At 38.9% G+C, this 25,479-nt stretch carries 33 protein-coding genes; all 33 read left to right on the forward strand.

Annotated elements, in window-relative coordinates; all coding sequences use genetic code 11:
- The first annotated feature begins 47 nt into the window (after positions 1-47).
- Positions 48-3,650 (forward strand): DNA-directed RNA polymerase subunit beta', encoded by a 3,603-nt coding sequence (gene rpoC, locus Q0371_RS15160; RefSeq protein ID WP_298472457.1) that lies wholly within the window; start codon positions 48-50, stop codon positions 3,648-3,650.
- Between the two features lie 130 nt (positions 3,651-3,780).
- The gene (locus Q0371_RS15165; RefSeq protein WP_169359374.1) at positions 3,781-4,029 is read left to right on the forward strand and encodes a ribosomal L7Ae/L30e/S12e/Gadd45 family protein; all 249 of its coding nucleotides are present in this window, start codon (positions 3,781-3,783) and stop codon (positions 4,027-4,029) included.
- Between the two features lie 97 nt (positions 4,030-4,126).
- The gene (gene rpsL / locus Q0371_RS15170) at positions 4,127-4,546 is read left to right on the forward strand and encodes a 30S ribosomal protein S12 (protein WP_169359373.1); all 420 of its coding nucleotides are present in this window, start codon (positions 4,127-4,129) and stop codon (positions 4,544-4,546) included.
- Positions 4,547-4,587: 41 nt separating this feature from the next.
- Entirely contained in the window at positions 4,588-5,058 is a 471-nt protein-coding gene (gene rpsG, locus Q0371_RS15175; protein WP_169359372.1) for a 30S ribosomal protein S7, read from the forward strand.
- A gap of 50 nt (positions 5,059-5,108) precedes the next feature.
- Positions 5,109-7,187 carry an elongation factor G gene (fusA, locus tag Q0371_RS15180; RefSeq protein ID WP_298472463.1) on the forward strand — a complete coding sequence of 693 codons (2,079 nt, stop codon included), beginning with the start codon at positions 5,109-5,111 and terminating at the stop codon, positions 7,185-7,187.
- A gap of 116 nt (positions 7,188-7,303) precedes the next feature.
- The gene (tuf, locus tag Q0371_RS15185) at positions 7,304-8,491 is read left to right on the forward strand and encodes an elongation factor Tu (protein ID WP_298472467.1); all 1,188 of its coding nucleotides are present in this window, start codon (positions 7,304-7,306) and stop codon (positions 8,489-8,491) included.
- A 90-nt stretch (positions 8,492-8,581) separates the two neighbouring features.
- Positions 8,582-9,271: a response regulator transcription factor gene (locus Q0371_RS15190; protein ID WP_169359369.1), complete on the forward strand. Its 690-nt coding sequence runs from the start codon at positions 8,582-8,584 to the stop codon at positions 9,269-9,271.
- On the forward strand, positions 9,268-10,299 hold the full coding sequence (locus Q0371_RS15195) for a sensor histidine kinase (protein WP_169359368.1): 1,032 nt from the start codon (positions 9,268-9,270) through the stop codon (positions 10,297-10,299). Before Q0371_RS15190 ends, Q0371_RS15195 begins: the two co-directional genes overlap by 4 nt.
- A 98-nt stretch (positions 10,300-10,397) precedes the next feature.
- The gene (locus Q0371_RS15200) at positions 10,398-11,159 is read left to right on the forward strand and encodes an ABC transporter ATP-binding protein (protein WP_298472470.1); all 762 of its coding nucleotides are present in this window, start codon (positions 10,398-10,400) and stop codon (positions 11,157-11,159) included.
- The gene (locus Q0371_RS15205; protein ID WP_298472473.1) at positions 11,149-13,128 is read left to right on the forward strand and encodes an ABC transporter permease; all 1,980 of its coding nucleotides are present in this window, start codon (positions 11,149-11,151) and stop codon (positions 13,126-13,128) included. Before Q0371_RS15200 ends, Q0371_RS15205 begins: the two co-directional genes overlap by 11 nt.
- Positions 13,129-13,304: 176 nt before the next feature.
- Positions 13,305-14,621 (forward strand): Na+/H+ antiporter family protein, encoded by a 1,317-nt coding sequence (locus Q0371_RS15210; protein WP_298472476.1) that lies wholly within the window; start codon positions 13,305-13,307, stop codon positions 14,619-14,621.
- Positions 14,622-15,000: 379 nt separating this feature from the next.
- Positions 15,001-15,309 carry a 30S ribosomal protein S10 gene (gene rpsJ, locus Q0371_RS15215; RefSeq protein ID WP_042478628.1) on the forward strand — a complete coding sequence of 103 codons (309 nt, stop codon included), beginning with the start codon at positions 15,001-15,003 and terminating at the stop codon, positions 15,307-15,309.
- A gap of 45 nt (positions 15,310-15,354) precedes the next feature.
- Positions 15,355-15,984, forward strand: coding sequence for a 50S ribosomal protein L3 (gene rplC, locus Q0371_RS15220; RefSeq protein WP_144540976.1), 630 nt, complete (start codon positions 15,355-15,357; stop codon positions 15,982-15,984).
- Positions 15,985-16,010: 26 nt separating this feature from the next.
- Positions 16,011-16,634, forward strand: coding sequence for a 50S ribosomal protein L4 (gene rplD, locus Q0371_RS15225; RefSeq protein WP_169359364.1), 624 nt, complete (start codon positions 16,011-16,013; stop codon positions 16,632-16,634).
- Entirely contained in the window at positions 16,634-16,918 is a 285-nt protein-coding gene (gene rplW, locus Q0371_RS15230) for a 50S ribosomal protein L23 (protein ID WP_144512677.1), read from the forward strand. The genes rplD and rplW overlap by 1 nt, the downstream gene beginning before the upstream one ends.
- Before the next feature lie 41 nt (positions 16,919-16,959).
- Positions 16,960-17,790, forward strand: coding sequence for a 50S ribosomal protein L2 (gene rplB, locus Q0371_RS15235; RefSeq protein ID WP_169359362.1), 831 nt, complete (start codon positions 16,960-16,962; stop codon positions 17,788-17,790).
- Between the two features lie 60 nt (positions 17,791-17,850).
- Positions 17,851-18,129, forward strand: a complete 279-nt coding sequence (gene rpsS, locus Q0371_RS15240; RefSeq protein WP_090567829.1) for a 30S ribosomal protein S19 — start codon at positions 17,851-17,853, stop codon at positions 18,127-18,129.
- Positions 18,130-18,149: 20 nt separating this feature from the next.
- Positions 18,150-18,494 (forward strand): 50S ribosomal protein L22, encoded by a 345-nt coding sequence (gene rplV / locus Q0371_RS15245; protein ID WP_144540983.1) that lies wholly within the window; start codon positions 18,150-18,152, stop codon positions 18,492-18,494.
- 3 nt (positions 18,495-18,497) lie between these two features.
- Positions 18,498-19,154, forward strand: a complete 657-nt coding sequence (rpsC, locus tag Q0371_RS15250; RefSeq protein WP_169359361.1) for a 30S ribosomal protein S3 — start codon at positions 18,498-18,500, stop codon at positions 19,152-19,154.
- Between the two features lies 1 nt (position 19,155).
- Positions 19,156-19,590, forward strand: a complete 435-nt coding sequence (gene rplP / locus Q0371_RS15255) for a 50S ribosomal protein L16 (protein ID WP_144540987.1) — start codon at positions 19,156-19,158, stop codon at positions 19,588-19,590.
- Positions 19,580-19,780 (forward strand): 50S ribosomal protein L29, encoded by a 201-nt coding sequence (gene rpmC, locus Q0371_RS15260; RefSeq protein ID WP_053591325.1) that lies wholly within the window; start codon positions 19,580-19,582, stop codon positions 19,778-19,780. The genes rplP and rpmC overlap by 11 nt, the downstream gene beginning before the upstream one ends.
- A gap of 18 nt (positions 19,781-19,798) precedes the next feature.
- Positions 19,799-20,062: a 30S ribosomal protein S17 gene (gene rpsQ, locus Q0371_RS15265; RefSeq protein WP_169359360.1), complete on the forward strand. Its 264-nt coding sequence runs from the start codon at positions 19,799-19,801 to the stop codon at positions 20,060-20,062.
- Between the two features lie 43 nt (positions 20,063-20,105).
- The gene (rplN, locus tag Q0371_RS15270; RefSeq protein WP_053591327.1) at positions 20,106-20,474 is read left to right on the forward strand and encodes a 50S ribosomal protein L14; all 369 of its coding nucleotides are present in this window, start codon (positions 20,106-20,108) and stop codon (positions 20,472-20,474) included.
- Positions 20,475-20,510: 36 nt separating this feature from the next.
- Positions 20,511-20,819 carry a 50S ribosomal protein L24 gene (gene rplX, locus Q0371_RS15275; RefSeq protein ID WP_169359359.1) on the forward strand — a complete coding sequence of 103 codons (309 nt, stop codon included), beginning with the start codon at positions 20,511-20,513 and terminating at the stop codon, positions 20,817-20,819.
- A 23-nt stretch (positions 20,820-20,842) separates the two neighbouring features.
- Positions 20,843-21,382: a 50S ribosomal protein L5 gene (gene rplE, locus Q0371_RS15280; protein WP_169359358.1), complete on the forward strand. Its 540-nt coding sequence runs from the start codon at positions 20,843-20,845 to the stop codon at positions 21,380-21,382.
- Between the two features lie 18 nt (positions 21,383-21,400).
- A complete protein-coding gene (gene rpsN, locus Q0371_RS15285; protein ID WP_169359357.1) occupies positions 21,401-21,586 on the forward strand; it encodes a 30S ribosomal protein S14 in 186 nt (61 codons plus the stop codon).
- Positions 21,587-21,616: 30 nt separating this feature from the next.
- Complete coding sequence (gene rpsH / locus Q0371_RS15290) at positions 21,617-22,015, forward strand: 30S ribosomal protein S8 (protein WP_169359356.1); 399 nt, start codon at positions 21,617-21,619, stop codon at positions 22,013-22,015.
- 30 nt (positions 22,016-22,045) lie between these two features.
- A complete protein-coding gene (rplF, locus tag Q0371_RS15295; protein WP_298472514.1) occupies positions 22,046-22,585 on the forward strand; it encodes a 50S ribosomal protein L6 in 540 nt (179 codons plus the stop codon).
- A gap of 30 nt (positions 22,586-22,615) precedes the next feature.
- Positions 22,616-22,975 (forward strand): 50S ribosomal protein L18, encoded by a 360-nt coding sequence (gene rplR / locus Q0371_RS15300; protein WP_169359354.1) that lies wholly within the window; start codon positions 22,616-22,618, stop codon positions 22,973-22,975.
- 21 nt (positions 22,976-22,996) lie between these two features.
- Entirely contained in the window at positions 22,997-23,497 is a 501-nt protein-coding gene (gene rpsE, locus Q0371_RS15305; RefSeq protein WP_144541001.1) for a 30S ribosomal protein S5, read from the forward strand.
- A gap of 14 nt (positions 23,498-23,511) precedes the next feature.
- On the forward strand, positions 23,512-23,694 hold the full coding sequence (gene rpmD / locus Q0371_RS15310; RefSeq protein ID WP_142538201.1) for a 50S ribosomal protein L30: 183 nt from the start codon (positions 23,512-23,514) through the stop codon (positions 23,692-23,694).
- 32 nt (positions 23,695-23,726) lie between these two features.
- Positions 23,727-24,167: a 50S ribosomal protein L15 gene (gene rplO / locus Q0371_RS15315; RefSeq protein WP_169359353.1), complete on the forward strand. Its 441-nt coding sequence runs from the start codon at positions 23,727-23,729 to the stop codon at positions 24,165-24,167.
- Entirely contained in the window at positions 24,167-25,459 is a 1,293-nt protein-coding gene (gene secY / locus Q0371_RS15320; RefSeq protein WP_169359352.1) for a preprotein translocase subunit SecY, read from the forward strand. Before rplO ends, secY begins: the two co-directional genes overlap by 1 nt.
- Positions 25,460-25,479: the final 20 nt, after the last annotated feature.

The following is a 25,479-nucleotide window of genomic DNA, read 5'->3' on the forward strand; positions in this document are numbered from 1 at the left end:
CTTGGAAGGTCTTTCTAAAGACTCAAGACTAAAGGGAGGTAGGCTCCTTGATAGACGTTAATAATTTTGAGTATATGAAAATTGGTTTAGCTTCACCAGATAAAATTCGTTCATGGTCTTATGGAGAAGTAAAAAAACCTGAAACAATTAACTATCGTACACTAAAACCTGAAAAAGATGGGTTATTCTGTGAGCGTATTTTCGGTCCAACTAAAGACTGGGAATGTCATTGTGGTAAATACAAACGTGTTCGTTATAAAGGCGTAGTTTGTGATCGATGTGGAGTTGAGGTTACGCGTTCGAAAGTCCGTCGTGAGCGTATGGGACACATTGAATTGGCAGCTCCTGTATCACATATTTGGTATTTCAAAGGTATTCCAAGCCGTATGGGTCTGATTTTGGATATGTCTCCAAGATCACTTGAGGAAGTCATTTATTTTGCTTCTTACGTAGTAATCGAACCAGCGGATACACCTCTTGAAAAGAAACAATTACTTTCTGAAAAAGAATACCGTGCATACCGAGATAAGTTTGGCAGCAAATTCCAAGCAGCTATGGGTGCAGAGGCTATTAAGCGTCTATTATCAGAAATAGATCTAGAAAGTGAAACTGAACACCTAAAAGAAGAGTTGAAAACAGCTCAAGGTCAACGTCGTACACGTGCGATTAAACGTTTAGAAGTAGTTGAATCATTCCGTAACTCAGGGAATAAGCCAGATTGGATGATCTTAGATGTTCTTCCGGTAATTCCACCAGAATTACGTCCGATGGTTCAATTAGATGGTGGACGCTTTGCTACATCTGATTTAAATGATCTATACCGTCGTGTGATCAACCGTAATAACCGCTTAAAACGTTTATTGGACTTAGGTGCTCCAAGCATCATCGTTCAAAATGAAAAGCGTATGCTACAAGAAGCAGTAGATGCATTGATTGATAATGGTCGTCGTGGCCGTCCGGTAACAGGACCAGGTAACCGTCCATTAAAATCACTTTCTCACATGCTTAAAGGGAAACAAGGTCGTTTCCGTCAAAACTTACTTGGTAAACGTGTAGACTATTCTGGTCGTTCGGTTATCGTAGTAGGACCAAACTTAAAAATGTACCAATGTGGTCTTCCAAAAGAGATGGCAATCGAGTTATTTAAACCGTTTGTTATGAAAGAGCTAGTGGAACGCGGCTTGGCACATAATATTAAGAGTGCAAAACGTAAAATCGAGCGCATGCATCCAGAGGTTTGGGATGTACTAGAAGATGTAATCAAGGAGCATCCGGTTTTATTAAACCGCGCACCTACTCTTCACCGTCTAGGTATCCAGGCATTTGAACCAACATTAGTAGAAGGCCGTGCAATTCGTCTTCACCCTCTAGTATGTACAGCATATAACGCTGACTTTGATGGTGACCAAATGGCTGTTCACGTTCCTTTATCAGCAGAAGCACAAGCGGAAGCTCGTCTATTAATGCTTGCAGCACAAAACATTTTGAACCCTAAAGATGGTAAACCAGTTGTTACACCTTCTCAAGATATGGTATTAGGTAACTATTACTTAACACTAGAGCGTAAAGGTGCAATGGGTGAGGGTTCTACATTCTACGGTCCAGAAGAAGTGTTAATCGCTTATAACACTGGTCATGTACATTTGCATACTCGTATTGCAATTGCTGCATCATCATTAAAAAATCCGACGTTTACGGAAGAACAAAACAAGATGTTGTTATTAACTACTGTAGGTAAAGTTATTTTTAACGAAATACTTCCTGAAACGTTCCCGTACATTAACGAACCAACGGATTATAATTTACAAATTGAAACACCTGAAAAATATTTCATCTCTACTACAACAGATGTGAAAAAACATATTGAATCTATGGAACTTGTTCAACCATTCAAGAAGAAAATTTTAGGTAATATCATCGCTGAAGTATTTACACGTTTCCATATTACAGAAACTTCTAAAATGCTTGACCGTATGAAAGCACTTGGATTTAAGTATTCCACTAAGGCTGGTATAACTATTGGTATCTCTGATATCGTCGTACTTCCAGACAAAGGTGAGATTCTTGAAGAAGCACAAGGAAAAGTAGATAAAGTATTGAAACAGTTCCGTCGTGGTCTAATAACAGAAGAAGAGCGTTATGCAAGCGTTATTGGACATTGGAGTAGAGCAAAAGAAGTTATTCAAGAAAAACTAATGAAATCATTAGATAATATGAACCCGATCTTCATGATGAGTGACTCTGGTGCCCGTGGTAACGCGTCCAACTTTACTCAACTTGCAGGTATGCGTGGTCTGATGGCCAATCCGGCTGGTCGAATTATCGAACTTCCGATCAAGTCATCGTTCCGTGAAGGTTTAACAGTACTTGAATACTTCATCTCTACACATGGTGCACGTAAAGGTCTTGCCGATACAGCACTTAAAACAGCCGATTCAGGTTACCTGACTCGTCGTCTTGTTGATGTAGCGCAAGATGTAATCGTACGTGAGGATGACTGTGGTACTGACCGTGGCTTACTAATAGGTTCTCTTATGGAAGGAACGGAAGTTATTGAAGAGTTTGGCGAACGTATTGTTGGTCGTCATACGAAGAAAACAATTTTCCATCCTGAAAAAGGGCATGTTATTTTAGAAAGAGACGGCTTAATTACTAATGAAATCGCGCGTTTGATTGAAGATGCTGGAATTACTCAATTAACTATCCGCTCAGCATTTACTTGTAATACGAAACATGGTGTATGTAAAAAATGTTACGGCTTAAACTTAGCTACAGGTGACAAGGTAGAAGTAGGGGAAGCGGTAGGTATTATCGCTGCTCAATCTATCGGGGAACCAGGTACTCAGTTAACAATGCGTACATTCCATACAGGTGGGGTTGCCGGTGATGATATCACACAAGGTCTTCCACGTATTCAAGAGATCTTCGAAGCTCGTAATCCAAAAGGGCAAGCGGTTATTTCAGAGATTACAGGTACAGTTACTGAAATCGATGAGATTAGAGAAGGACAAAAAGAAATTACAATTCAAGGTAATGTAGAGACTCGTAAATACTTAGCTCCATACAATGCTCGTCTAAAAGTTCAAGTTAATGACGTTATCCATCGTGGGCAAGTATTAACGGAAGGTTCTATAGATCCTAAAGAATTGTTAAAAGTAAAAGATGTTTCCACAGTACAAGAGTACTTGTTAAAAGAAGTACAAAAAGTTTATCGTATGCAAGGGGTAGAAATTGGTGATAAGCATATCGAAGTAATGGTTCGCCAAATGCTTCGTAAAGTGCGCGTAATTGAAGCTGGAGAAACTGACTTGCTTCCTGGCTCACTATTAGATATTCATCAATTTGCTGAAGCGAACAAAGAAGCAGTACTACAAGGTAAGATTCCTGCAACTTGTCGCCCAGTTATCCTTGGTATTACAAAAGCTTCTCTTGAAACAGAATCGTTCTTATCAGCAGCGTCATTCCAAGAAACGACTCGTGTCTTAACAGATGCAGCGATTAAAGGAAAACGTGATGAGTTACTTGGATTGAAAGAAAACGTAATTATTGGTAAACTAGTTCCTGCTGGTACTGGTATGCAACGTTACCGTCAAATCCAAATAACTAAAAACGAATCAGATGCACAAAAAGAAGCAGTAAACGCAGAATAACTTTATATTAGGGAGAGTTAATAATAATTCTCCCTAATATTTTCTTGTTAAGTGTTGACACTTTTTGCAGGGAATGATAATATATTTAAGGTTGATAGTTATCGGACTTGTAGCTTTGGAGGATATGTAAATGTCTTATGAAAAAGTAAAACAAGCAGACAAAACGATCATAGGTACAAAGCAAGCAGTAAAAGCAATGAAAAAAGGGCTTGTCAAAGAAGTATATATTGCACTTGATGTAGAATTGAGAATCATTGAATTAGCACGTCAGACAGCAACAGAAAATGATGTACCAATTACCTATGTCGAGTCTAAAATAGACCTTGGTAGAGCCTGTGGATTGCGTTTAGGCGCTTCCGTTGTGGCTATTACTGTGTAACAGTTTTTGTGTGAAGCACAAAGACTTTGTTTTTACCCAAAAAATGAACCACCTGGATGTGTGGTATTAAAAGAACAAATGAAGGGAGGAATAATCGATGCCTACAATTAACCAATTGGTACGTAAGCCTCGTAAATCCAACATCACGAAATCAAAGTCTCCAGCATTAGGAAAAGGCTACAATAGCTTTAAAAAATCTGCTACAGATCTAAACTCGCCACAAAAGCGTGGGGTTTGTACTCGTGTTGGGACAATGACGCCGAAAAAACCAAACTCAGCACTTCGTAAATACGCTCGTGTACGTTTAACAAATACGTTAGAGGTAACAGCTTATATTCCAGGAGAAGGGCACAACCTACAAGAACATAGTGTTGTACTTATCCGCGGAGGACGTGTAAAAGATTTACCAGGGGTACGTTACCATATCGTACGTGGTGCTCTTGACACAGCTGGTGTTACTGGTCGTATGCAAAGCCGTTCTCTATACGGTGCAAAACGCCCTAAAGTTAAAAAATAATCTATTTAATAAATTGACATTCGTCGAAAGGAGGAAAACACATGCCTCGTAAAGGTCCTGTTTCCAAACGTGACGTGTTACCAGATCCAATATATAATTCGAAACTAGTAACTCGTTTAATTAATAAAATGATGATTGACGGTAAAAGAGGTACTTCTCAAAAAATTCTATACGGTGCGTTTGATCTTGTGAAAGAACGTTCTGGTAAAGATGCATTAGAAGTATTTGAAGCTGCATTAACTAACATTATGCCAGTTCTTGAAGTTCGTGCTCGTCGTGTTGGTGGTGCTAACTACCAAGTACCGGTTGAAGTACGTCCTGACCGTCGTTATACTTTAGGTCTTCGCTACCTAGTAAACTATTCACGTCTTCGTGGAGAAAAAACTATGGAAGAGCGTTTAGCTAATGAAATTCTTGATGCATCTAACAACACTGGTGCTTCTGTTAAGAAACGTGAAGATATGCACAAAATGGCTGAAGCTAACAAAGCATTTGCTCACTATCGTTGGTAAGATTCTAATACAATCATACTCTAATCCGAAATTGGAAGGAGAAATACAATATGGCTAGAGAGTTCTCCTTAGACAAAACACGTAATATCGGTATCATGGCTCACATCGATGCTGGTAAAACGACTACTACGGAGCGTATTCTATACTACACTGGTAAAATCCACAAAATTGGGGAAACTCATGAGGGTGCTTCACAAATGGACTGGATGGAGCAAGAGCAAGAACGTGGTATCACTATCACTTCTGCTGCGACAACAGCTGCTTGGGATAATCACCGTGTAAACATTATCGATACACCTGGACACGTAGACTTCACTGTTGAAGTTGAACGTTCACTTCGTGTACTTGATGGTGCGGTTACAGTACTAGATGCTCAATCTGGTGTTGAACCACAAACTGAAACAGTATGGCGTCAAGCTACAACTTACGGCGTACCACGTATTGTTTTCGTAAACAAAATGGACAAAACAGGTGCAGACTTCCTATATTCTGTAGGAACTCTTCGTGACCGTTTACAAGCTAACGCTCATCCTATTCAGTTACCAATCGGTGCTGAAGACGAATTCAGCGGTATCATTGACCTAGTGACAATGAAAGCTACTGTATACGGAAATGACTTAGGTACTGATATCCAAGAAGTTGAAATTCCAGAAGAATATAAAGCACAAGCTGAAGAATACCGTGAAAAATTAGTTGAAGCGGTAGCTGAGCTTGATGAAGATCTAATGGAAAAATATCTTGGTGGAGAAGAAGTTACGAACGAAGAATTAGTTGCTGGTATCCGTAAAGGTACTCTTAACGTAGAATTCTATCCAGTAGTATGTGGTACAGCATTCAAAAACAAAGGTGTTCAAAAAGTTCTTGATGCAGTAGTTGCTTACCTTCCATCACCACTTGATATTCCAGCTATGAAAGGTATCGATCCTGACAGTGAAGAAGAAGTAGAACGTCATTCTGACGATTCTGAACCATTCTCTGCGTTAGCGTTTAAAGTTATGACTGACCCTTATGTTGGTAAATTAACTTTCTTCCGCGTATATTCTGGTACTCTTCAATCTGGTTCATACGTACAAAACTCTACTAAAGGGAAGCGTGAGCGCGTAGGACGTATCCTACAAATGCATGCTAACTCTCGTGAAGAGATCTCACAAGTTTATGCTGGAGATATTGCTGCAGCAGTAGGCTTAAAAGATACAACAACTGGTGATACACTTTGTGATGAAAAGTCTCTAGTAATTCTTGAATCTATGGAATTCCCAGAGCCAGTTATCTCACTTTCTGTAGAACCAAAAACAAAAGCTGACCAAGATAAAATGGGTCAAGCACTACAAAAATTAGCTGAAGAAGATCCAACATTCCGCGTACACACTGACCAAGAAACTGGTCAAGTTATCATCGCTGGTATGGGTGAACTTCACCTTGATATTCTAGTTGACCGTATGCGTCGTGAATTCAAAGTAGAAGCTAATGTAGGTGCTCCTCAAGTATCTTACCGTGAAACTTTCCGTTCATCGGCACAAGTTGAAGGTAAATTCGTTCGCCAATCTGGTGGACGTGGTCAATTCGGACACGTTTGGATCGAGTTCTCACCAAACGAAGAAGGAAAAGGCTTTGAATTTGAAAATGCTATCGTTGGTGGTGTAGTACCACGTGAATATATCCCAGCTGTTGAAGCAGGTCTTCGTGACTCTCTTGACAACGGGGTAATCGCTGGATTCCCATTAATCGATATCAAAGCTAGATTATTCGACGGATCATACCATGATGTTGACTCGAATGAGATGGCATTTAAAATTGCTGCATCTATGGCATTGAAAAATGCTGTATCTAAAGTAAACCCTGCACTTCTTGAGCCAATCATGAAGGTAGAAGTTGTTATTCCTGAAGAATATTTAGGAGACATCATGGGTGATATCACATCTCGTCGTGGACGCGTTGAAGGTATGGACGCTCGTGGTAACGCACAAGTAGTACGTGCAATGGTTCCACTTGCAGAAATGTTTGGATATGCAACTTCATTACGTTCAAATACACAAGGTCGAGGAGTATTCTCGATGGTATTTGACCACTATGAAGATGTTCCAAAATCAATTGCTGAAGAAATCATCAAAAAACATAAAGGTGAATAATTAATTTTTCATCTTGATTCAAGCATAACTTTCTTGTAGTGTATGAATTATAGGGACTACTTGTCCCTATCTTTTATCATAAAAAAAACTAACAATTACTGAGGAGGATTTCTCTAATGGCTAAAGAAAAATTTGACCGTTCCAAAACACATGCTAACGTTGGTACAATCGGACACGTTGACCATGGTAAAACAACTTTAACTGCTGCAATCGCTACAGTTCTTTCTAAAAAAATGGGTGGAGTAGCGAAATCTTACGCTGACATCGATAACGCTCCTGAAGAAAAAGAGCGCGGAATTACAATCAACACTTCTCACGTTGAATATGAAACTGAAACTCGTCACTACGCTCACGTAGACTGCCCAGGACATGCTGACTATGTTAAAAACATGATCACAGGTGCAGCTCAAATGGACGGCGGGATCTTAGTAGTATCTGCTGCTGATGGCCCAATGCCACAAACTCGTGAACACATTCTTTTATCTAAACAAGTAGGTGTTCCATACCTAGTTGTATTCATGAACAAATGTGACATGGTTGATGACGAAGAATTACTTGAATTAGTTGAAATGGAAGTTCGTGACCTTCTTTCTGAATACGATTTCCCAGGCGACGACATTCCAGTAATCAAAGGTTCTGCTCTTAAAGCTCTTGAAGGAGAGCCAGAATGGGAAGAAAAAATCGTTGAATTAATGGACGCTGTAGATAACTACATCCCAACTCCAGAACGTCAAACTGACAAACCATTCATGATGCCAGTTGAGGATGTATTCTCAATCACTGGTCGTGGTACAGTTGCTACAGGACGTGTTGAGCGTGGACAAGTTAAAATCGGTGACGTTGTAGACATTATCGGTATTACTGAAGAAGCAAAATCAACTACTGTAACTGGTGTTGAAATGTTCCGTAAACTTCTTGACTATGCTGAAGCTGGAGACAACATTGGTGCTCTTCTTCGTGGGGTTTCTCGTGAAGAGATCCAACGTGGTCAAGTATTAGCTAAACCAGGTTCAATTACACCACACACAGACTTCAAAGCTGAAGTTTATGTTCTTTCTAAAGAAGAGGGTGGACGTCATACTCCATTCTTCTCAAACTACCGTCCTCAGTTCTACTTCCGTACAACTGACGTAACAGGTGTTTGTAACTTACCAGAAGGCGTAGAAATGGTTATGCCTGGAGATAACATCGAAATGACTGTTTCTCTAATCTCTCCAATCGCTATCGAAGAAGGTACTAAATTCTCTATCCGTGAGGGTGGACGTACTGTAGGCGCTGGTGTAGTTGCTACTATCACTAAGTAATCTTATTTAAACTGTTAAAACCATCTCGTGACGACGAGATGGTTTTTTTTATGTGTATAATTGTGTACACTGGGATTAGGAGGTAATTATATGCGAAAAATTATGCTAATAGAAGATGACGTTTCTATATTTAATTTATTAAAGGAAAAATTTCATCTATGGTCATTTGAAGTTATAGGCCCTACTGATTTTCAACAAGTACTTCCTAGTTTTTTAGAACAGAAACCCGAGTTAGTTATGATAGATATACAGCTGCCAGCATATGATGGTTTCCATTGGTGCCGAGAAATTCGAAGACATTCTAAAGTACCTATTATATTTCTTTCCTCACGAGATCACCCAATGGATATGGTCATGGCCATGCAGATGGGGGCGGATGACTTTGTTCAAAAGCCTTTCAATATGGAGGTTTTATTAGCAAAGGTTCAAGCTATTTTAAGAAGAACGTATGATTATGGAGAGGAACAGTCAGATATCGTTCATTGGAATGGTGCAATTATTGATTACTCTAGAAGTACAATTTCCAAAGAGGAACAAGAGGCTGAACTTACAAAAAATGAGTTATTTATCCTTAGAGTATTAGTCCAATCTGTAGATAAAATAGTATCGAGAGATGAACTCATGAGAAAGCTATGGGACGATGAAAAGTTTGTAAATGATAATACTCTTTCTGTAAATGTTAATAGATTGCGGTTAAAGTTAGAACAAATTGGATTAGATGAGGTTATTGTAACGAAGAAGGGATTAGGCTATCTAGCTGTTACTAAGGAGGAGCTATGAGGTTACTGTTATATTATATTAGAGAGCGAATTGCCTGGATTTTATTTTTTGGCTTTTTCCAGCTTTGGCTCAATATTCTCCTGACGGTTGACGTTGCCTTTACCAATACTTCGATTGTGTACTTGAATGGTACCAACCTACTTTTATTTTTAGTATTCTTTTTATGGCGATACTTTAGGGAAACAAAGTTTATAAAAAGTATTTTAAAGATTAATCAGGGTGACCCGACTTTCGATGAGCTTATAGCAAGACTACCAGAAGGACAATCACTTTTTGATAAAATGATTATAGAAGAGGTAGAAGTACTAATTTTAACCGGAAAACAAGAACTGAATGATTCCAATACCAGTTCTCTTGAAGAGAAGGATCAAACTCTTTCCTGGATACATGAGATGAAGACACCGCTAACCAGTATGAAACTAATGATAGACAATGTAGAAGATCCAACACTTAAGAAGCAATTAGAAGTAGAATGGCTTCGACTGCATATGCTCTTAGATCAACAGCTTCATAAAACACGACTTCCTTCAATTGAAAAGGATAATGTAATCGAGGAAGTAACTATACAAAGAGTAGTATTTCAGGAAATTAAAGAGTTGATGCCATGGTGTATACAACGAAATATAGGGTTTGAGGTTAGCGACTTGGAAAACGTCATACTAACAGATCAGAAATGGCTAGCGTTTATTCTAAGGCAGCTAATATCGAATGCAGTGAAATATAGTAATGAAAATAGTGAAATTCGAATTTTTACTTCTACAGATGATTTAGGCCACCTAATCCTTTCTATTCAAGATGAAGGAGTAGGAATCGCGCAATCGGATTTGCCAAGAATTTTTGAAAAGTCTTTTACTGGTAGGGTTGGCCGAGAGAGTGCTGCTTCAACTGGAATGGGTCTATACTTAGCAAAGAATTCCGCTGAAAAGCTAGGGATCAGGATCAACGTTGTTTCTGATATTGGTCAGGGTTCTACCTTCTCCTTACACTTTCCACTACAAAATGAGATGCAACAAATACTAGGTAGGTGACGAAAATGTCATCTACTTTCTTTGATTGTCACCTAAAACGAACGATTTTACTTAAATTAATGGGTAAAATGAAGTTAATAAAAGGTAGGAGGTAGACCATGGTAATTTTAAGAGGTCGCAAGATTAAAAAAGTATTTGGTAAAAAATCTAATACTCAGGAAGTATTAAAGGATATTGACATAGAAGTTCGAGAAGGAGAGTTTGTTGGAATTATGGGACCTTCGGGTTCAGGGAAAACAACGCTATTAAATGTCTTAGCTTCCATTGATAAAGTTACATCTGGATTAATCGAGATTAACAATAATAATCTTCAAAAAATGAAAGAACAGAAGCTTTCCAAATTTAGAAGAGAACAGTTAGGTTTTATCTTTCAGGATTATAATTTGTTGGATACACTAACAGTTAAAGAAAATATTTATCTACCATTATCTGTAGGAAAATCCTCTAAGAGCGAGGGGGAGGAAAAGATAAAGGAGATTACAACTCTGTTAGGAATTGAAGATATTCTAAACAAATATCCTAATGAGATATCTGGTGGACAAAAGCAACGAACATCGGCGGCAAGAGCACTAGTTGGTAATCCTTCAATTGTATTTGCAGACGAGCCCACTGGAGCTTTAGATTCTAAATCGGCTACGGCGTTGTTAAGTAATCTAGAAAAAATAAACAAAGAAAAGAAAGTTACGATTATGATGGTAACGCATGACTCTGTAGCTGCGAGCTTTTGTTCACGTGTTCTATTTCTAAAGGACGGTCAAATATACTCGGAGTTGTATAAAGGTGATAAGGATCGCAAGCAATTTTTCCAAGAGATCATGAATACCCAAGGTGTATTAAGTGGTGATGGCTATGACGCTTAATCAATTGGTTCTAAGAAGTATGAGGAAAAATATAAAGAGTTATTATCTTTATGTCTTTGCTTTAGTCTTCAGTGTTTCATTATATTATTCCTTTGTCACATTACAGTATAATCCCGCAATCGTTAATGAAATCGGGACTGGAAGATCAGCAGCTGCATTAGAAACAGCTTCCTATTTATTATTATTTATTGTAACTTTCTTTGTACTCTATGCTAATAAGCTTTTTATGAACAGACGGAGCAAGGAAATAGGTTTGTACCAGCTAGTCGGAATGTCCAAGAGCCTAGTGGCTAGACTAATAGCAATAGAGAACATTATTCTCTGGTTCAGTGCGATTGTCATTGGTGTATTAGTAGGTTTACTTTCCTCCAGAATATTTGTCATGATTCTCTTAAAAATAGTAGAAAAGGATGCATTTGTCGAGCTCACATTTTCTATAGAAGCACTAATGACTACTGTAGTTGTTTTCTCCGTACTATTATTGATAGTTATTCTACAAACTGCAATAAGAATCAAAAGAGTAACTCTGCTAGCTCTCATTACAACTACTGCAGTCGCAGACGAGCGAGTCAAAAAGTTTAATGCCTTTCAGATGTTTTTAGGATTTATAGGGTTGATTTCTATAGGATATGGCTATTATTTATCGACGACACTATTAGATTTGGATAACTTACCATCTGCTAATGTACTGTTATTCAAAATGGTTTCTATCCTTGCTTTAACGATTGGCGGAACCTATTTTGTATTTCGATTCTCGGTAGCATTAATCTTAAATTTTGTAAGAAAAAGTAAAAAAGGTTTACTGTCTATTCAAGATGTATTGTCTTTATCCACAATCATGCACCGAATGAAGGCTAATGCCATGTCTCTGACTACTATTACAGTATTGTCAGCGACTACGCTAGCAATATTAACATTAACCTATATCTCTTACTATTCCACGGATTCAGTAGCAAAAGAGGCAGTACCTTATGATTATATAATGTATGAGGATACTGGCTTCGAATTGGTCGAGGAATTTGATAAAGAAGGTATTCAATATACCAGGTATGATATAGATTTATTAGAGGTTCCAGCAGATGTTCGCCCATTATTAGTCAAGGAGTCTGCATTAAATAAAAATTTATCCACCGAGCTAGGCATACAAGTTGTAAGCCTTAAGGCGATTCAAAATAAGCTTCCTAATATTCAATTACAAGAAGGGGAAGGCTATATACTGGGTTACGATAGTTTGAGTGCAGAAAACATAAGAATAGAATCACAAAAACCTATCCAGTTCAATACTTCTACAGGTAAAGAGGAAATATTTATTAAAGAAGCGATAGAAGATCGGTTAGTACCGGATTATCATAATTATGGTTTATTTACAGTTGTAGTGTCCGATTCTTTTTTTCAAAAGCTACTTAATGACCCTCTTACTGTGAATCAAAAAATAGTTGGTATGGATTTGAAGGAAGAAAATCAATTAATAAAGGCGCAAGAAGTATTTGAAGCAAATAAAGTGTCAGTGGAAATACCTATTCCAGGTAATGACCGAGCAACAAACACAGTCAGTGTAGAATCTCAGGAAGATTATCGTATAAAGATGTTAGACTCACTTGGAATGACTATTTTTATAAGTGGATTTTTAGGCTTAGCGTTTTTAATAGCTACGGGTAGTATTCTGTACTTCAAGCAAATGTCTGAGGCGGATGAAGAGAAAGGTACCTATAAAGTTTTACGAAAAATGGGCTTCACTACTAATGAAATTATGAGTGGGATCCGACGTAAGCAGCTGTTCAACTTCGGCTTTCCATTAATCATAGGGTTAGCACACAGTTATTTTGCAGTAAAATCGGGGTGGATTTTATTTGGCACCGAGTTGGTAGCTCCACTATTGATCACGATGGGTATATATATTGTTCTATACTCCATCTTTGCAATTCTTTCTGCAGGGTACTATCGAAAAGTAGTCAAAGCTGCTTTATAAAGAAAAAGCTTGATTTCCAATTGGAAGTCAGGCTTTTTTTTATATAGAAGCTAGTGGGCCACTGTAAAATGCTTGGATGTTAACTATTGGCATAGTTTATTCTATTGACAATATGGAAAAAAGAATATAAACTTCTATCATATTAGCAATCTAGTGTGTGAAAGTGAGTGTGTAAAATGAATGCAGTACTAATTGCAGTTGCAGTTATGTTAGTTCTGAGTCTACTTCGTATAAATGTAGTATTCTCATTGATTATAGGTGCATTGGTAGGAGGCCTCACAGCAGGCTTATCGGTCGCAGAAACGATAAAAGCGTTTACGGGTGGATTAGGTGCTGGAGCTACAATAGCGCTTAGCTACGGGCTTTTAGGAGGCTTTGCGGTGGCTATCTCCAAGACAGGAATACCAGAGCTATTAGTAGCGGCTATTCTTAAGCTTGTAAGAAGAGAAGGGGATTCCCAGAAGACTGGTCTAGCTAAGACATTAATATTCTTGTTATTACTGATGATGGCTATATTCTCGCAAAATTTAATACCAATCCATATCGCGTTTATCCCATTATTAGTTCCGCCAATTTTGAAAGTATTAAATATGCTTCAGATTGACCGTAGATTGATTGCAACTATTTTAGCGTTTGGATTGATTACACCATACATGTTGTTGCCATATGGTTTCGGTGCAATCTACCAAGAGATCGTAGCTACTCAGATGGGGTTATCTGGTCTGGCAATCAATTTAGATGATATTCCTGGGGCAATGGTAATACCAGCGCTAGGAATGGTGGCAGGACTAGTTATAGCGTTTGTATTATATAGAAAGCCAAGACAATACAAACAACAGGAAGTTGAAGTAGAGAAATTACAATTGAACGTTAAGAAGAGTAGTGTATTTTTCACTATTATTTCATTGATTGCTGCCTTGTATGTTCAGATTGAAACAGACTCAATGATAGCTGGGGCTTTAGCGGGTATTACTGTACTGTATATCACAGGAGCTTTAAAATGGAAGGAAGCGGACCTACTATTAACTGAAGGTATGAGAATGATGGCCTTTGTAGGTTTTGTTATGATTACAGCAAATGGGTTTGCTTCTGTGATCAATGCAACTGGTGATGTAGAAAATTTAGTAGAAGCTTCAGCGAAGTTGCTTGCAGGTAACGTCAGCTTAGCCGTACTCATTATGTTAGTCATTGGGTTAATCGTAACAATGGGCATAGGATCTTCGTTTGCAACTATTCCTATCATTGCAGCTATTTTTGTTCCTCTAGGATTAGAGTTAGGATTAAGTACTATGGCAATTATAGCCCTGATAGGAACAGCTGGCGCATTAGGAGATGCAGGTTCTCCAGCATCTGATTCAACACTGGGTCCGACCGCGGGATTAAGTGTAGACGGTCAGCACAATCATATTTGGGATACTTGTGTGCCTACGTTCATTTGCTACAATATCCCGCTAATCATTTTTGGTTGGTTTGGAATTGTATATATACTATAGAAGAGAGAGCTCCTAAGTGAGCTCTTTTTCTTTTGGATAGAAGAAGGTAATCTGTCTCTTGCATGGATGACACTTGTGGAACAAGGGATAAAGGAATTTCTACCATTCATTTCATTTGTATTTTTAGTAATAATTTTATATACTAGAAAACGGCTAAAAAATGTATTGTTTAAATGAATATATATAAAGTTGAAGCATATAAAAAGAATTTGAGAAAAAGACTTGCATATTCTATTTTTATTGGATATAATGTTGAATGTTGGTCTTTGACTGCGATGAAACGAGAGGTTACCGACACACCCGGCCGCTTTGCCATGGCGAGTGTACGGAAAATTTTCGTGGAGAATGTCTAGAAAATAGGCGAAAAGGAGGGAAAATAATGGCAAAACAAAAAATTCGTATTCGTTTAAAAGCGTATGATCACAGAATCCTGGATCAATCTGCTGAGAAAATTGTAGAAACTGCTAAACGTTCAGGTGCAAGTGTATCGGGTCCGATTCCACTTCCGACTGAAAGATCTGTGTATACGATTCTTCGTGCTGTTCATAAGTATAAAGATTCTCGTGAGCAATTCGAAATGCGTACGCATAAACGTCTTATCGATATCGTTAACCCAACACCACAAACTGTTGATGCGTTAATGAAGCTTGACTTACCATCTGGCGTTGATATAGAAATCAAACTTTAATGGTAAAAGATAAAAAACAACAAATTATTATAGGAGGTGTGACGGATGACCAAAGGAATCTTAGGTAGAAAAATCGGTATGACGCAAGTATTTGCTGAGAACGGTGACTTAATCCCTGTAACAGTTATTGAAGCTACTCCAAACGTAGTACTTCAAAAGAAAACTGCTGAGACAGACGGATACGAAGCAATTCAGTTAGGTTTTGAAGATAAGCGCGAAAAGCTTTCTAACAAACCTGCTAAAGGACACGTAGCCAAAGCTAGCACCGCTCCTAAGCGCTTCATCCGCGAATTCCGCGGCTTGGATACAGCTAATTACGAGGTTGGTCAAGAAGTCAACGTAGAAAGTTTTGCAGAAGGCGATGTAATTGATGTAACAGGTATTACTAAAGGTAAAGGTTTCCAAGGTGTTATTAAACGCCACGGACAATCTCGTGGACCAATGGCCCATGGATCTCGTTACCACCGTCGTCCAGGTTCAATGGGGCCAGTTGCTCCGAACCGTGTATTCAAACAAAAGAAATTACCTGGTCAAATGGGTGGGCACACAGTAACAATCCAAAACTTACAAATCGTAAGAGTGGATGCTGAACGTAACCTACTATTAGTAAAAGGTAATGTTCCTGGTTCTCGTAAATCACTAGTAGTTGTTAAGGCTGCTATTAAATCGAAATAATTCTCTGAAGAAAGGAGGAAACAGGAATGACAAAGGTGTCTTTATTCAATCAAGCAGGATCTTCTGTTGGTGAAATCGAGTTAAACGATAAAGTTTTCGGAATTGAACCAAACGAATCTGTGCTATTTGAAGCTATCATTTCTCAACGTGCTTCACTACGTCAAGGTAATCATAAAGTGAAAAATCGTTCTGAAGTAGCTGGTGGTGGTCGTAAACCATGGAAGCAAAAAGGAACAGGTCGTGCTCGTCAAGGTTCGATCCGCTCTCCACAATGGCGTGGTGGTGGTACTGTATTCGGTCCAGTTCCACGTAGCTATAGCTATAAATTACCTAAGAAAGTACGTCGTCTAGCTCTTCTTTCAGCTCTTTCATCTAAAGTGCGTGAAGAAAGCATCGTAGTACTTGAAGGTTTAGCATTTGATGCTCCAAAAACAAAAGAATTCGTGAAAGTGTTAACTAACCTTTCAATCAATAAAAAAGCGTTAGTAGTAACTGCTGATTTAGATGAAAACGTAGCATTAGCTGCTCGTAACATCCCTGGAATCACAGTTGTGTCTGCAACAGGCATTAACGTTTTAGATTTAGTTGGTCACGATAAATTAGTGATGACTAAAGCTGCAGTAGAAAAAGTAGAGGAGGTGCTTGGATAATGGAAGCACGTGATATTATTAAACGTCCGGTCATTACCGAGCGTTCTTCTGAAGTAATGGCAGATAAAAAGTACACTTTCGAAGTGGACACTCGCGCTAACAAAACTCAAGTTAAATATGCAGTAGAAGAAATCTTTGGAGTAGATGTTGAGAAAGTTAACATCATGAACTACAAAGGTAAATTCAAACGCGTAGGTAAATTTGGTGGTTATACTAACAAACGTCGTAAAGCGATTGTTACATTAACTCAAGACAGCAAAGAAATCGAGTTATTCGAAATTTAATCCTTATATAAGGAATTAATAATCAAGAAGGAGGGAATAAAATGGCGATTAGAAAGTATAAACCAACGACAAACGGACGTCGTAACATGACTTCACTTGATTACGCTGAAATCACAACGAACAAGCCTGAGAAATCACTACTTGCTCCTGTAAAGCGTAAAGGCGGCCGTAACAATCAAGGTAAAATTACTGTTCGTCATCATGGTGGTGGACACAAACGCCAATACCGCGTAATTGATTTCAAACGAAACAAAGACGGTATTCCAGCACGTGTTGCTACTATTGAATATGATCCAAACCGTTCTGCAAACATCGCATTAGTAAATTATGCTGATGGGGAAAAACGCTATATCCTAGCTCCTAAAGGCTTAGAAGTGGGAATGACAATCGTGTCAGGACCAGAAGCTGATATTAAAGCAGGTAATGCACTTCCATTGCAAAACATCCCAATGGGTACTACTATCCATAATATCGAAATGAAACCTGGTAAAGGTGGTCAGTTAGTTCGTTCTGCTGGTACATCTGCTCAATTACTAGGTAAAGAAGGTAAGTACGTTATCGTACGTTTACAGTCTGGTGAAGTACGTTTAATCCTAGGAGTTTGCCGCGCTACTATCGGTGAAGTAGGAAACGAACAACACGAACTTGTAAACATCGGTAAAGCAGGTCGTAATCGTTGGTTAGGTAAACGCCCAACTGTACGTGGATCTGTAATGAACCCGAACGACCATCCACATGGTGGTGGTGAAGGACGTACTCCAATCGGACGTAAGTCTCCAATGTCTCCATGGGGTAAACCAACTCTTGGATACAAAACTCGTAGCAAGAAAAACAAATCCGACAAACTTATCATTCGTCGTCGTAAAAAATAAAGTGGTTTTACTACGGTTCAAAGAACGAGCCGTGGTGCAATCACGGAGGGAGGTTTCAGCATGGGTCGTAGCTTGAAAAAAGGACCTTTCGCAGACGATCATTTATTGAAAAAGGTCGATGCACAAAAGGATTCTGAGAAAAAACAAGTGATTAAGACTTGGTCTCGCCGTTCAACAATTTTCCCAACTTTTATCGGGTTAACTATCGCTGTATATGACGGACGTAAACATGTTCCTGTATACGTGACTGAGGATATGGTAGGTCATAAACTAGGCGAGTTTGCACCAACACGCGCTTATAAAAGTCATGGTGCAGATGATAAGAAAACAAGACGCTAATTTGAGAGGAGGTCATTCAAATGTCACAAGCAAAAGCTATTGCTAAAACAGTGCGCATTGCTCCTCGTAAGGTAAGATTAGTCGTTGATTTAATCAGAGGTAAGCAAGTTGGCGAGGCAGTTGCAATTTTACAACTTACACCAAAAGCAGCATCACCTGTTGTTGAGAAAGTTTTAAAATCTGCTATTGCGAACGCAGAGCACAATTATGATTTAGATATTAACAACCTAGTTGTTTCTGAAGTATTTGTTGATGAAGGTCCAACACTAAAACGTTTCCGTCCACGTGCGATGGGTCGTGCAAGTGCTATCAACAAACGTACAAGCCACATCACGGTAGTGGTATCTGAGAAGAAGGAGGGATAATTCGTGGGTCAAAAAGTTCATCCAATAGGATTGCGAGTTGGGATCATTCGTGACTGGGAGTCAAGATGGTACGCTGGCAAAGACTATGCAAACTTACTTCATGAAGATTTAAAAATTCGTAAGTACATTGAAACTCGTTTAAAAGATGCTTCTGTTTCTACAGTAGAAATCGAGCGTGCTGCTAAACGTGTAAACATTACAATTCACACTGCGAAACCAGGAATGGTAATCGGTAAAGGTGGTACTGAAGTCGAAGCACTTCGTAAACACTTAAACGATATCACTGGCAAGCGTGTACACATCAACATCGTAGAAATTAAAAGAGCTGACCTTGATGCTAAATTAGTAGCAGAAAGTATCGCACGTCAATTAGAAGGCCGCGTATCTTTCCGTCGTGCTCAAAAACAAGCAATTCAACGCACAATGCGTTCTGGCGCTAAAGGTATTAAAACTCAAGTATCTGGACGCTTAGGCGGAGCAGACATCGCGCGTGCTGAACATTACAGCGAAGGAACTGTACCACTTCATACACTACGTGCAGATATTGATTATGCACATGCTGAAGCTGACACAACTTATGGTAAGTTAGGCGTTAAAGTATGGATCTATCGTGGTGAAGTCCTTCCAGTTAAGAAGAACTCTGAGGAAGGAGGCAAATAATATGTTAATGCCTAAACGCGTTAAATATCGTCGCGAACACCGTGGGAAAATGCGTGGTGAAGCAAAAGGCGGTAAAGAAATAGCTTTCGGTGAATTTGGTTTACAAGCAACTGAAGCTAGCTGGATTACAAGTCGTCAAATTGAATCAGCTCGTATTGCTATGACACGTTACATGAAACGTGGCGGTAAAGTATGGATTAAAATATTCCCGCATAAACCTTATACGAAAAAGCCTCTTGAGGTTCGTATGGGATCCGGTAAAGGTGCTCCTGAAGGTTGGGTAGCAGTCGTTAAACCAGGGAAAATTATGTTTGAAATTGCTGGCGTATCTGAAGAGGTAGCTCGCGAAGCATTGCGCTTAGCGTCTCATAAGCTTCCTATTAAGTGTAAAATAGTTAAACGTCAAGAAATTGGTGGTGAATCTAATGAAAGCTAATGACATCCGTGAACTTACTACTGCAGAAATAGAACAAAAGGTAAAATCACTGAAAGAAGAGCTTTTCAACCTTCGCTTCCAATTGGCGACTGGTCAATTAGAAAACACAGCTCGCATTCGTGAAGTTCGTAAAGCGATTGCACGTATGAAAACTGTAATTCGCGAAAGAGAAATCAGTGCAAACAACTGATAAAGGAGGTTTTCAGGCATGACTGAGCGTAATCAACGCAAAGTATACACTGGCCGTGTAGTTTCTGACAAAATGGATAAAACAATCACTGTTTTAGTTGAAACACATAAAAAACATAAATTATATGGTAAACGTGTTAAATATTCTAAGAAATTTAAGGCTCATGATGAGCAAAACGTAGCCCAAATCGGCGATATCGTCCGTATTATGGAAACTCGTCCGCTATCAGCTACAAAACGTTTCCGTTTATTGGAAGTTGTAGAAAAAGCGGTTATTATCTAATAATAAATTCGGAACTACTAATTTCCGGAGGGAGGTAACCTAAGTGATCCAACAAGAAACTCGTATGAAAGTTGCAGACAACTCAGGTGCACGTGAAGTTTTAACAATAAAAGTACTTGGTGGTACTGGACGTAAAACTGCTAATATCGGCGATATCGTCGTATGTACAGTTAAGAAAGCAACACCAGGTGGCGTTGTCAAGAAGGGTGACGTAGTTAAAGCTGTTATCGTTCGCACTAAAAGCGGCGTACGCCGTAAAGACGGAACTTATATCAAATTTGATGAAAACGCGTGCGTTATTATCAAAGACGATAAAGGACCGCGTGGAACTCGTATTTTCGGACCTGTTGCGCGTGAACTACGTGACAGCAACTTCATGAAAATCGTATCTTTAGCTCCAGAAGTTCTTTAATTATCATGAAAGTGCCAATCAAGGAGGTGCGACAGAATGCATGTTAAAAAAGGCGACAAAGTAATGGTGATCTCAGGTAAAGACAAAGGGAAAACAGGTGTTATCCTAACTGCTTACCCGAAGAAAGACCGTGTTTTAGTTGAAGGTGTAAACATCATCAAAAAACACATTAAGCCCAACCAAGCTAATCCGCAAGGAGGAATTGTAAGCCAAGAGGCTGCAATTCACGTATCGAATGTAATGTTAATCGACCCTAAAACTGGCGAGCCGACTCGCGTAGGTTATAAAGTAGAAGATGGCAAAAAAGTTCGTGTTGCGAAAAAATCTGGTGAAATTATTAAATAAGTAAAGAGAAAGGAGGTACACACATGAACCGCCTAAAAGAAAAGTATCTTAAGGAAGTTTCTCCTGCTCTAATGAGCAAGTTTGAATATAGTTCAGTAATGCAAGTTCCTCAAGTTGATAAAATTGTTATCAACATGGGTGTGGGTGATGCTGTATCTAATACAAAAGCACTTGATGCTGCTGTTGAAGAATTACAAATTATTTCAGGTCAAAAACCTGTAGTTACGAAAGCTAAAAAATCGATCGCTGGATTCCGTCTACGTGAAGGTATGCCAATCGGTGCAAAAGTTACTCTACGTGGTGAGCGTATGTACGACTTTTTGGATAAATTAATCTCTATCTCACTTCCTCGTGTACGTGACTTCCGCGGTGTTTCTAAAAAAGCATTCGACGGTCGCGGTAACTACACTCTAGGAGTAAAAGAGCAATTAATCTTCCCTGAAATCGATTATGATAAAGTTTCGAAAGTACGCGGTATGGACATCGTAATTGTAACAACTGCGAACTCTGACGAAGAAGCTCGTGAGTTATTAACACAGTTCGGTATGCCATTCCAAAAGTAAAATAAGGGAGGCGAAAACGTGGCTAAAAAATCAATGATCGTTAAACAACAACGTACGTCAAAGTTCAAAGTGCAAGAGTACACACGCTGCGAGCGTTGTGGTCGTCCGCACTCTGTATATCGTAAATTTAAGCTTTGCCGTATTTGTTTCCGTGAACTTGCATACAAGGGACAAATTCCTGGCGTTAAAAAAGCAAGCTGGTAATCCCCTATAACTGGGAAGGAGGTAAATGTAATGACAATGTCAGATCCAATTGCAGATATGCTAACACGCATTCGTAATGCTAACATGGTTCGTCACGAGAAATTAGAAGTTCCTGCTTCAAACATGAAAAAGGAAATCGCTGAAATTTTAAAACGCGAAGGTTTCGTACGTGATGTTGAATATGTAGAAGATAGCAAACAAGGAATCATCCGCATCTTCTTAAAATATGGTCAAAATGACGAGCGCGTTATTACTGGTTTGAAACGTATTTCAAAACCTGGTCTACGCGTTTACGCTAAAACAAACGAAGTACCTAGAGTATTGAACGGTTTAGGAATTGCTTTAGTTTCTACTTCAAATGGTTTATTAACAGATAAAGAAGCTCGCGCTAAACAAGTTGGCGGAGAAATCGTAGCTTACGTTTGGTAATAATCAACAAACGAATGGAGGTGCAACAAAATGTCTCGAGTAGGTAAAAAACCAATAGAGGTTCCTGCTAACGTTACAGTTACAGTTAACGCTGATAACTCTGTGATCGTTAAAGGACCAAAAGGTGAATTAACAAATTCTTTTAACCAAGATATCAAGATTGAACAAGAAGGTAATGTTATTACTTTAGTTCGTCCTTCAGATTCTAAAGAACACCGTACAATCCATGGCACAACTCGTGCTTTATTAGCAAACATGATTACTGGTGTTTCTGAAGGATTTGCACGTGGACTTGAATTAGTTGGGGTTGGTTACCGTGCACAATTACAAGGTAAGAAACTTGTACTTAACGTAGGGTACTCTCATCCAGTTGAATTCACTCCTGAAGATGGACTTGAAGTTGAAGTTCCTTCTAATACAAAAATTATCGTTCGCGGTATTAACAAAGAACGCGTTGGTGCATTAGCATCTAACATCCGTCAAGTTCGCCCACCTGAGCCTTACAAAGGTAAAGGTATTCGCTATGAAGGTGAAGTTGTACGCCGCAAAGAAGGTAAAACAGGTAAATAATGCATTGCGCATTAGAAAGGAGTGACTACTGTGATTACGAAACAAGACAAAAATCAAGTTCGTAAGAAACGTCATGCACGTGTTCGTACAAAAATCACGGGTACTACTGAACGTCCTCGTTTAAATGTATTCCGTTCTAATAAACACTTATACGCTCAACTTATCGATGATACACAAGGTGTAACAATCGTAAGTGCGTCAACTATGGACAAAGATTTCAATGGAACAGCTGGAAACGTTGAAGCTGCTAAATTGATCGGTGAAACAATCGCTAAACGCGCTACTGAAAAGAACATTAAATCTGTTGTATTCGACCGTGGCGGTTACTTATATCATGGACGTGTTAAAGCGTTAGCTGAAGCTGCACGTGAAAACGGCTTAGAATTTTAAGAAGAAGGAGGGACATATTTCATGCGTGGTATTGACCCAAACAAACTTGAACTTGAAGAACGCGTAGTAACAATTAATCGTGTTGCTAAAGTTGTAAAAGGTGGACGTCGTTTCCGCTTTACTGCATTAGTAGTAGTTGGAGACAAAAACGGACATGTAGGATTTGGTACTGGGAAAGCTCAAGAGGTTCCTGATGCTATCCGTAAAGCAGTTGAAGATGCGAAGAAAAATCTAATCGAAGTACCAAGAGTTGGCGGAACTACTCCTCACCAAGTAATTGGTCGCTTTGGAGCTGGATCTATTCTAGTTAAACCAGCAGCACCAGGTACTGGAGTTATCGCTGGAGGACCAGTTCGTGCGGTTCTTGAGTTAGCTGGTATTACTGATATTCTATCGAAATCACTTGGATCTAACACACCAATTAACATGGTTCGTGCTACAGTACAAGGTTTAAATCAACTAAAACGTGCTGAGGACGTTGCTAAATTACGTGGTAAATCAGTAGAAGAACTGTTAGGATAAGGGGGGAAATTACAATGGCAACTAAATTAGAAATCACCCTTACTAAAAGCTTGATTGGTACTAAACCAAATCAACGCAAAACAGCAGAAGCTCTTGGATTACGTAAACTTCATCAAACAGTTGAGCACCAAGACAACGCCGCTATCCGCGGAATGGTTGGCAAAGTAGCTCACTTAGTAACTTTGAAAGAAATTTAAGGTTTATTTTAAGAATAAGGAGGTGCCACCATATGAAACTTCATGAGTTAAAACCAGCAGAAGGATCTCGTTCTACACGTAACCGCGTAGGTCGTGGTATCGGTTCTGGTAACGGTAAAACTGCAGGTAGAGGTCATAAAGGTCAAAATTCTCGTTCAGGCGGAGGAGTACGTCCAGGATTTGAAGGGGGTCAAAACCCTTTATTCCGTCGTTTACCAAAACGTGGATTTACTAACATCAACCGTAAAGAATATGCAATTGTAAACCTTGACACATTAAATCGTTTCGAAGAAGGCACAGAAGTTACACCTGCTCTATTAATAGAAACAGGTGTTGTGAGTAACGAAAAGTCTGGTATTAAGATCTTAGGTAATGGAACTCTTGAGAAGAAACTATCAGTAAAAGCTCACAAATTCTCTGCAACAGCAAAAGAAGCAATCGAGAATGCTGGCGGACAAACAGAGGTGGTTTAATGTTTCAGACAATCTCCAACTTTATGCGTGTGAGAGATATTCGAAATAAAATCATTTTTACATTATTAATGCTAATCGTGTTTCGTATTGGGACATTTGTTCCAGTACCTCACGTTAATGCAGATGTATTAAAGCAAACAGATGAACTAGGTTTAATCGGTTTCTTAAATACATTCGGTGGTGGAGCTCTTGCTAACTTTTCTATTTTAGCAATGGGTATCATGCCATACATTACAGCATCAATTATCGTTCAGTTGTTACAAATGGACGTTGTTCCGAAGTTTACTGAGTGGGCAAAACAAGGGGAAGTCGGAAGACGGAAACTTGCTCAATTCACTCGATACTTCACAATTGTGTTAGCTTTTATCCAAGCGATCGCCATGTCATACGGTTTCAACCAAATGTATAGTGGTTCTTTGATAAAAGACGATGGTATTCTAACGTATCTAACTATTGCGGTTGTATTAACTGCCGGTACTGCATTTTTAATGTGGTTAGGTGAACAAATCACTGCTTCAGGCGTTGGTAATGGTATTTCTGTCATTATCTTTGCAGGTATTGTTGCTGCTATCCCTAACGGAGTTAACCAATTGTATGCTCAACAAATCCAAGATGCTGGTGATGCATTATTCATCAACATCGTGATTATCATCTTGCTTTTATTGGCAATCATTGCTGTTACAGTAGGAGTTATTTATATTCAACAAGCGTTGCGTAAAATTCCTATTCAATATGCAAAACGTGTTGCTGGTTCTTCACAAACTGGAGGCCAACAAACACATTTACCTTTAAAAGTTAACGCTGCGGGAGTTATCCCAGTAATCTTTGCATCTGCGTTCCTTATGGCTCCGCAGTCTATCATTTTGTTCTTTGGTGAAAACAAAACAACAGAATTTATTAGAAACACGCTAGATTACACACAGCCAGTTGGTATGATCATCTATGTTGCTTTGATAGCTGCCTTTACTTATTTCTACGCATTCATTCAGGTGAATCCGGAAAATGTAGCAGATAACTTGAAAAAGCAAGGTGCATATATTCCAGGGATTCGTCCAGGAATAAACACACAAGATTACTTAACAAGCGTTTTATACCGTTTAACTTTTGTTGGAGCTATTTTCTTAGCAGTAATCTCTATTATGCCTCTATTATTTGTAAAGTTTGCTGGTTTACCACAATCGATACAAATTGGCGGAACAAGTCTGCTTATCATTGTTGGGGTAGCCCTTGAAACAATGAAACAACTAGAATCCCAATTAGTTAAACGTCACTATAAAGGCTTTATGAAATAATGTAGGTTTTTAGGAACGAT

Origin of the sequence: uncultured Psychrobacillus sp. (assembly GCF_938022135.1) — a bacterium.
Classification (GTDB): domain Bacteria; phylum Bacillota; class Bacilli; order Bacillales_A; family Planococcaceae; genus Psychrobacillus.

What these genes read in the sequence shown, in the direction of transcription:
- rpsH (WP_169359356.1), top strand. Translation starts at nt 21,617, where the DNA reads ATGACAATGTCAGATCCAATTGCAGATATGCTAACACGCATTCGTAAT.
- rplO (WP_169359353.1), top strand. Translation starts at nt 23,727, where the DNA reads ATGAAACTTCATGAGTTAAAACCAGCAGAAGGATCTCGTTCTACACGT.
- rplW (WP_144512677.1), top strand. Translation starts at nt 16,634, where the DNA reads ATGGAAGCACGTGATATTATTAAACGTCCGGTCATTACCGAGCGTTCT.
- rpsL (WP_169359373.1), top strand. Translation starts at nt 4,127, where the DNA reads ATGCCTACAATTAACCAATTGGTACGTAAGCCTCGTAAATCCAACATC.
- rpsS (WP_090567829.1), top strand. Translation starts at nt 17,851, where the DNA reads ATGGGTCGTAGCTTGAAAAAAGGACCTTTCGCAGACGATCATTTATTG.
- rplE (WP_169359358.1), top strand. Translation starts at nt 20,843, where the DNA reads ATGAACCGCCTAAAAGAAAAGTATCTTAAGGAAGTTTCTCCTGCTCTA.
- rplX (WP_169359359.1), top strand. Translation starts at nt 20,511, where the DNA reads ATGCATGTTAAAAAAGGCGACAAAGTAATGGTGATCTCAGGTAAAGAC.
- rplV (WP_144540983.1), top strand. Translation starts at nt 18,150, where the DNA reads ATGTCACAAGCAAAAGCTATTGCTAAAACAGTGCGCATTGCTCCTCGT.
- fusA (WP_298472463.1), top strand. Translation starts at nt 5,109, where the DNA reads ATGGCTAGAGAGTTCTCCTTAGACAAAACACGTAATATCGGTATCATG.
- Q0371_RS15200 (WP_298472470.1), top strand. Translation starts at nt 10,398, where the DNA reads ATGGTAATTTTAAGAGGTCGCAAGATTAAAAAAGTATTTGGTAAAAAA.
- rpsJ (WP_042478628.1), top strand. Translation starts at nt 15,001, where the DNA reads ATGGCAAAACAAAAAATTCGTATTCGTTTAAAAGCGTATGATCACAGA.
- rpsG (WP_169359372.1), top strand. Translation starts at nt 4,588, where the DNA reads ATGCCTCGTAAAGGTCCTGTTTCCAAACGTGACGTGTTACCAGATCCA.
- Q0371_RS15205 (WP_298472473.1), top strand. Translation starts at nt 11,149, where the DNA reads ATGACGCTTAATCAATTGGTTCTAAGAAGTATGAGGAAAAATATAAAG.
- Q0371_RS15195 (WP_169359368.1), top strand. Translation starts at nt 9,268, where the DNA reads ATGAGGTTACTGTTATATTATATTAGAGAGCGAATTGCCTGGATTTTA.
- Q0371_RS15210 (WP_298472476.1), top strand. Translation starts at nt 13,305, where the DNA reads ATGAATGCAGTACTAATTGCAGTTGCAGTTATGTTAGTTCTGAGTCTA.
- rplD (WP_169359364.1), top strand. Translation starts at nt 16,011, where the DNA reads ATGACAAAGGTGTCTTTATTCAATCAAGCAGGATCTTCTGTTGGTGAA.
- rplP (WP_144540987.1), top strand. Translation starts at nt 19,156, where the DNA reads ATGTTAATGCCTAAACGCGTTAAATATCGTCGCGAACACCGTGGGAAA.
- rpsE (WP_144541001.1), top strand. Translation starts at nt 22,997, where the DNA reads ATGCGTGGTATTGACCCAAACAAACTTGAACTTGAAGAACGCGTAGTA.
- Q0371_RS15190 (WP_169359369.1), top strand. Translation starts at nt 8,582, where the DNA reads ATGCGAAAAATTATGCTAATAGAAGATGACGTTTCTATATTTAATTTA.
- rpmC (WP_053591325.1), top strand. Translation starts at nt 19,580, where the DNA reads ATGAAAGCTAATGACATCCGTGAACTTACTACTGCAGAAATAGAACAA.
- secY (WP_169359352.1), top strand. Translation starts at nt 24,167, where the DNA reads ATGTTTCAGACAATCTCCAACTTTATGCGTGTGAGAGATATTCGAAAT.
- rpsQ (WP_169359360.1), top strand. Translation starts at nt 19,799, where the DNA reads ATGACTGAGCGTAATCAACGCAAAGTATACACTGGCCGTGTAGTTTCT.
- rplB (WP_169359362.1), top strand. Translation starts at nt 16,960, where the DNA reads ATGGCGATTAGAAAGTATAAACCAACGACAAACGGACGTCGTAACATG.
- rpmD (WP_142538201.1), top strand. Translation starts at nt 23,512, where the DNA reads ATGGCAACTAAATTAGAAATCACCCTTACTAAAAGCTTGATTGGTACT.
- rplC (WP_144540976.1), top strand. Translation starts at nt 15,355, where the DNA reads ATGACCAAAGGAATCTTAGGTAGAAAAATCGGTATGACGCAAGTATTT.
- rplF (WP_298472514.1), top strand. Translation starts at nt 22,046, where the DNA reads ATGTCTCGAGTAGGTAAAAAACCAATAGAGGTTCCTGCTAACGTTACA.
- tuf (WP_298472467.1), top strand. Translation starts at nt 7,304, where the DNA reads ATGGCTAAAGAAAAATTTGACCGTTCCAAAACACATGCTAACGTTGGT.
- Q0371_RS15165 (WP_169359374.1), top strand. Translation starts at nt 3,781, where the DNA reads ATGTCTTATGAAAAAGTAAAACAAGCAGACAAAACGATCATAGGTACA.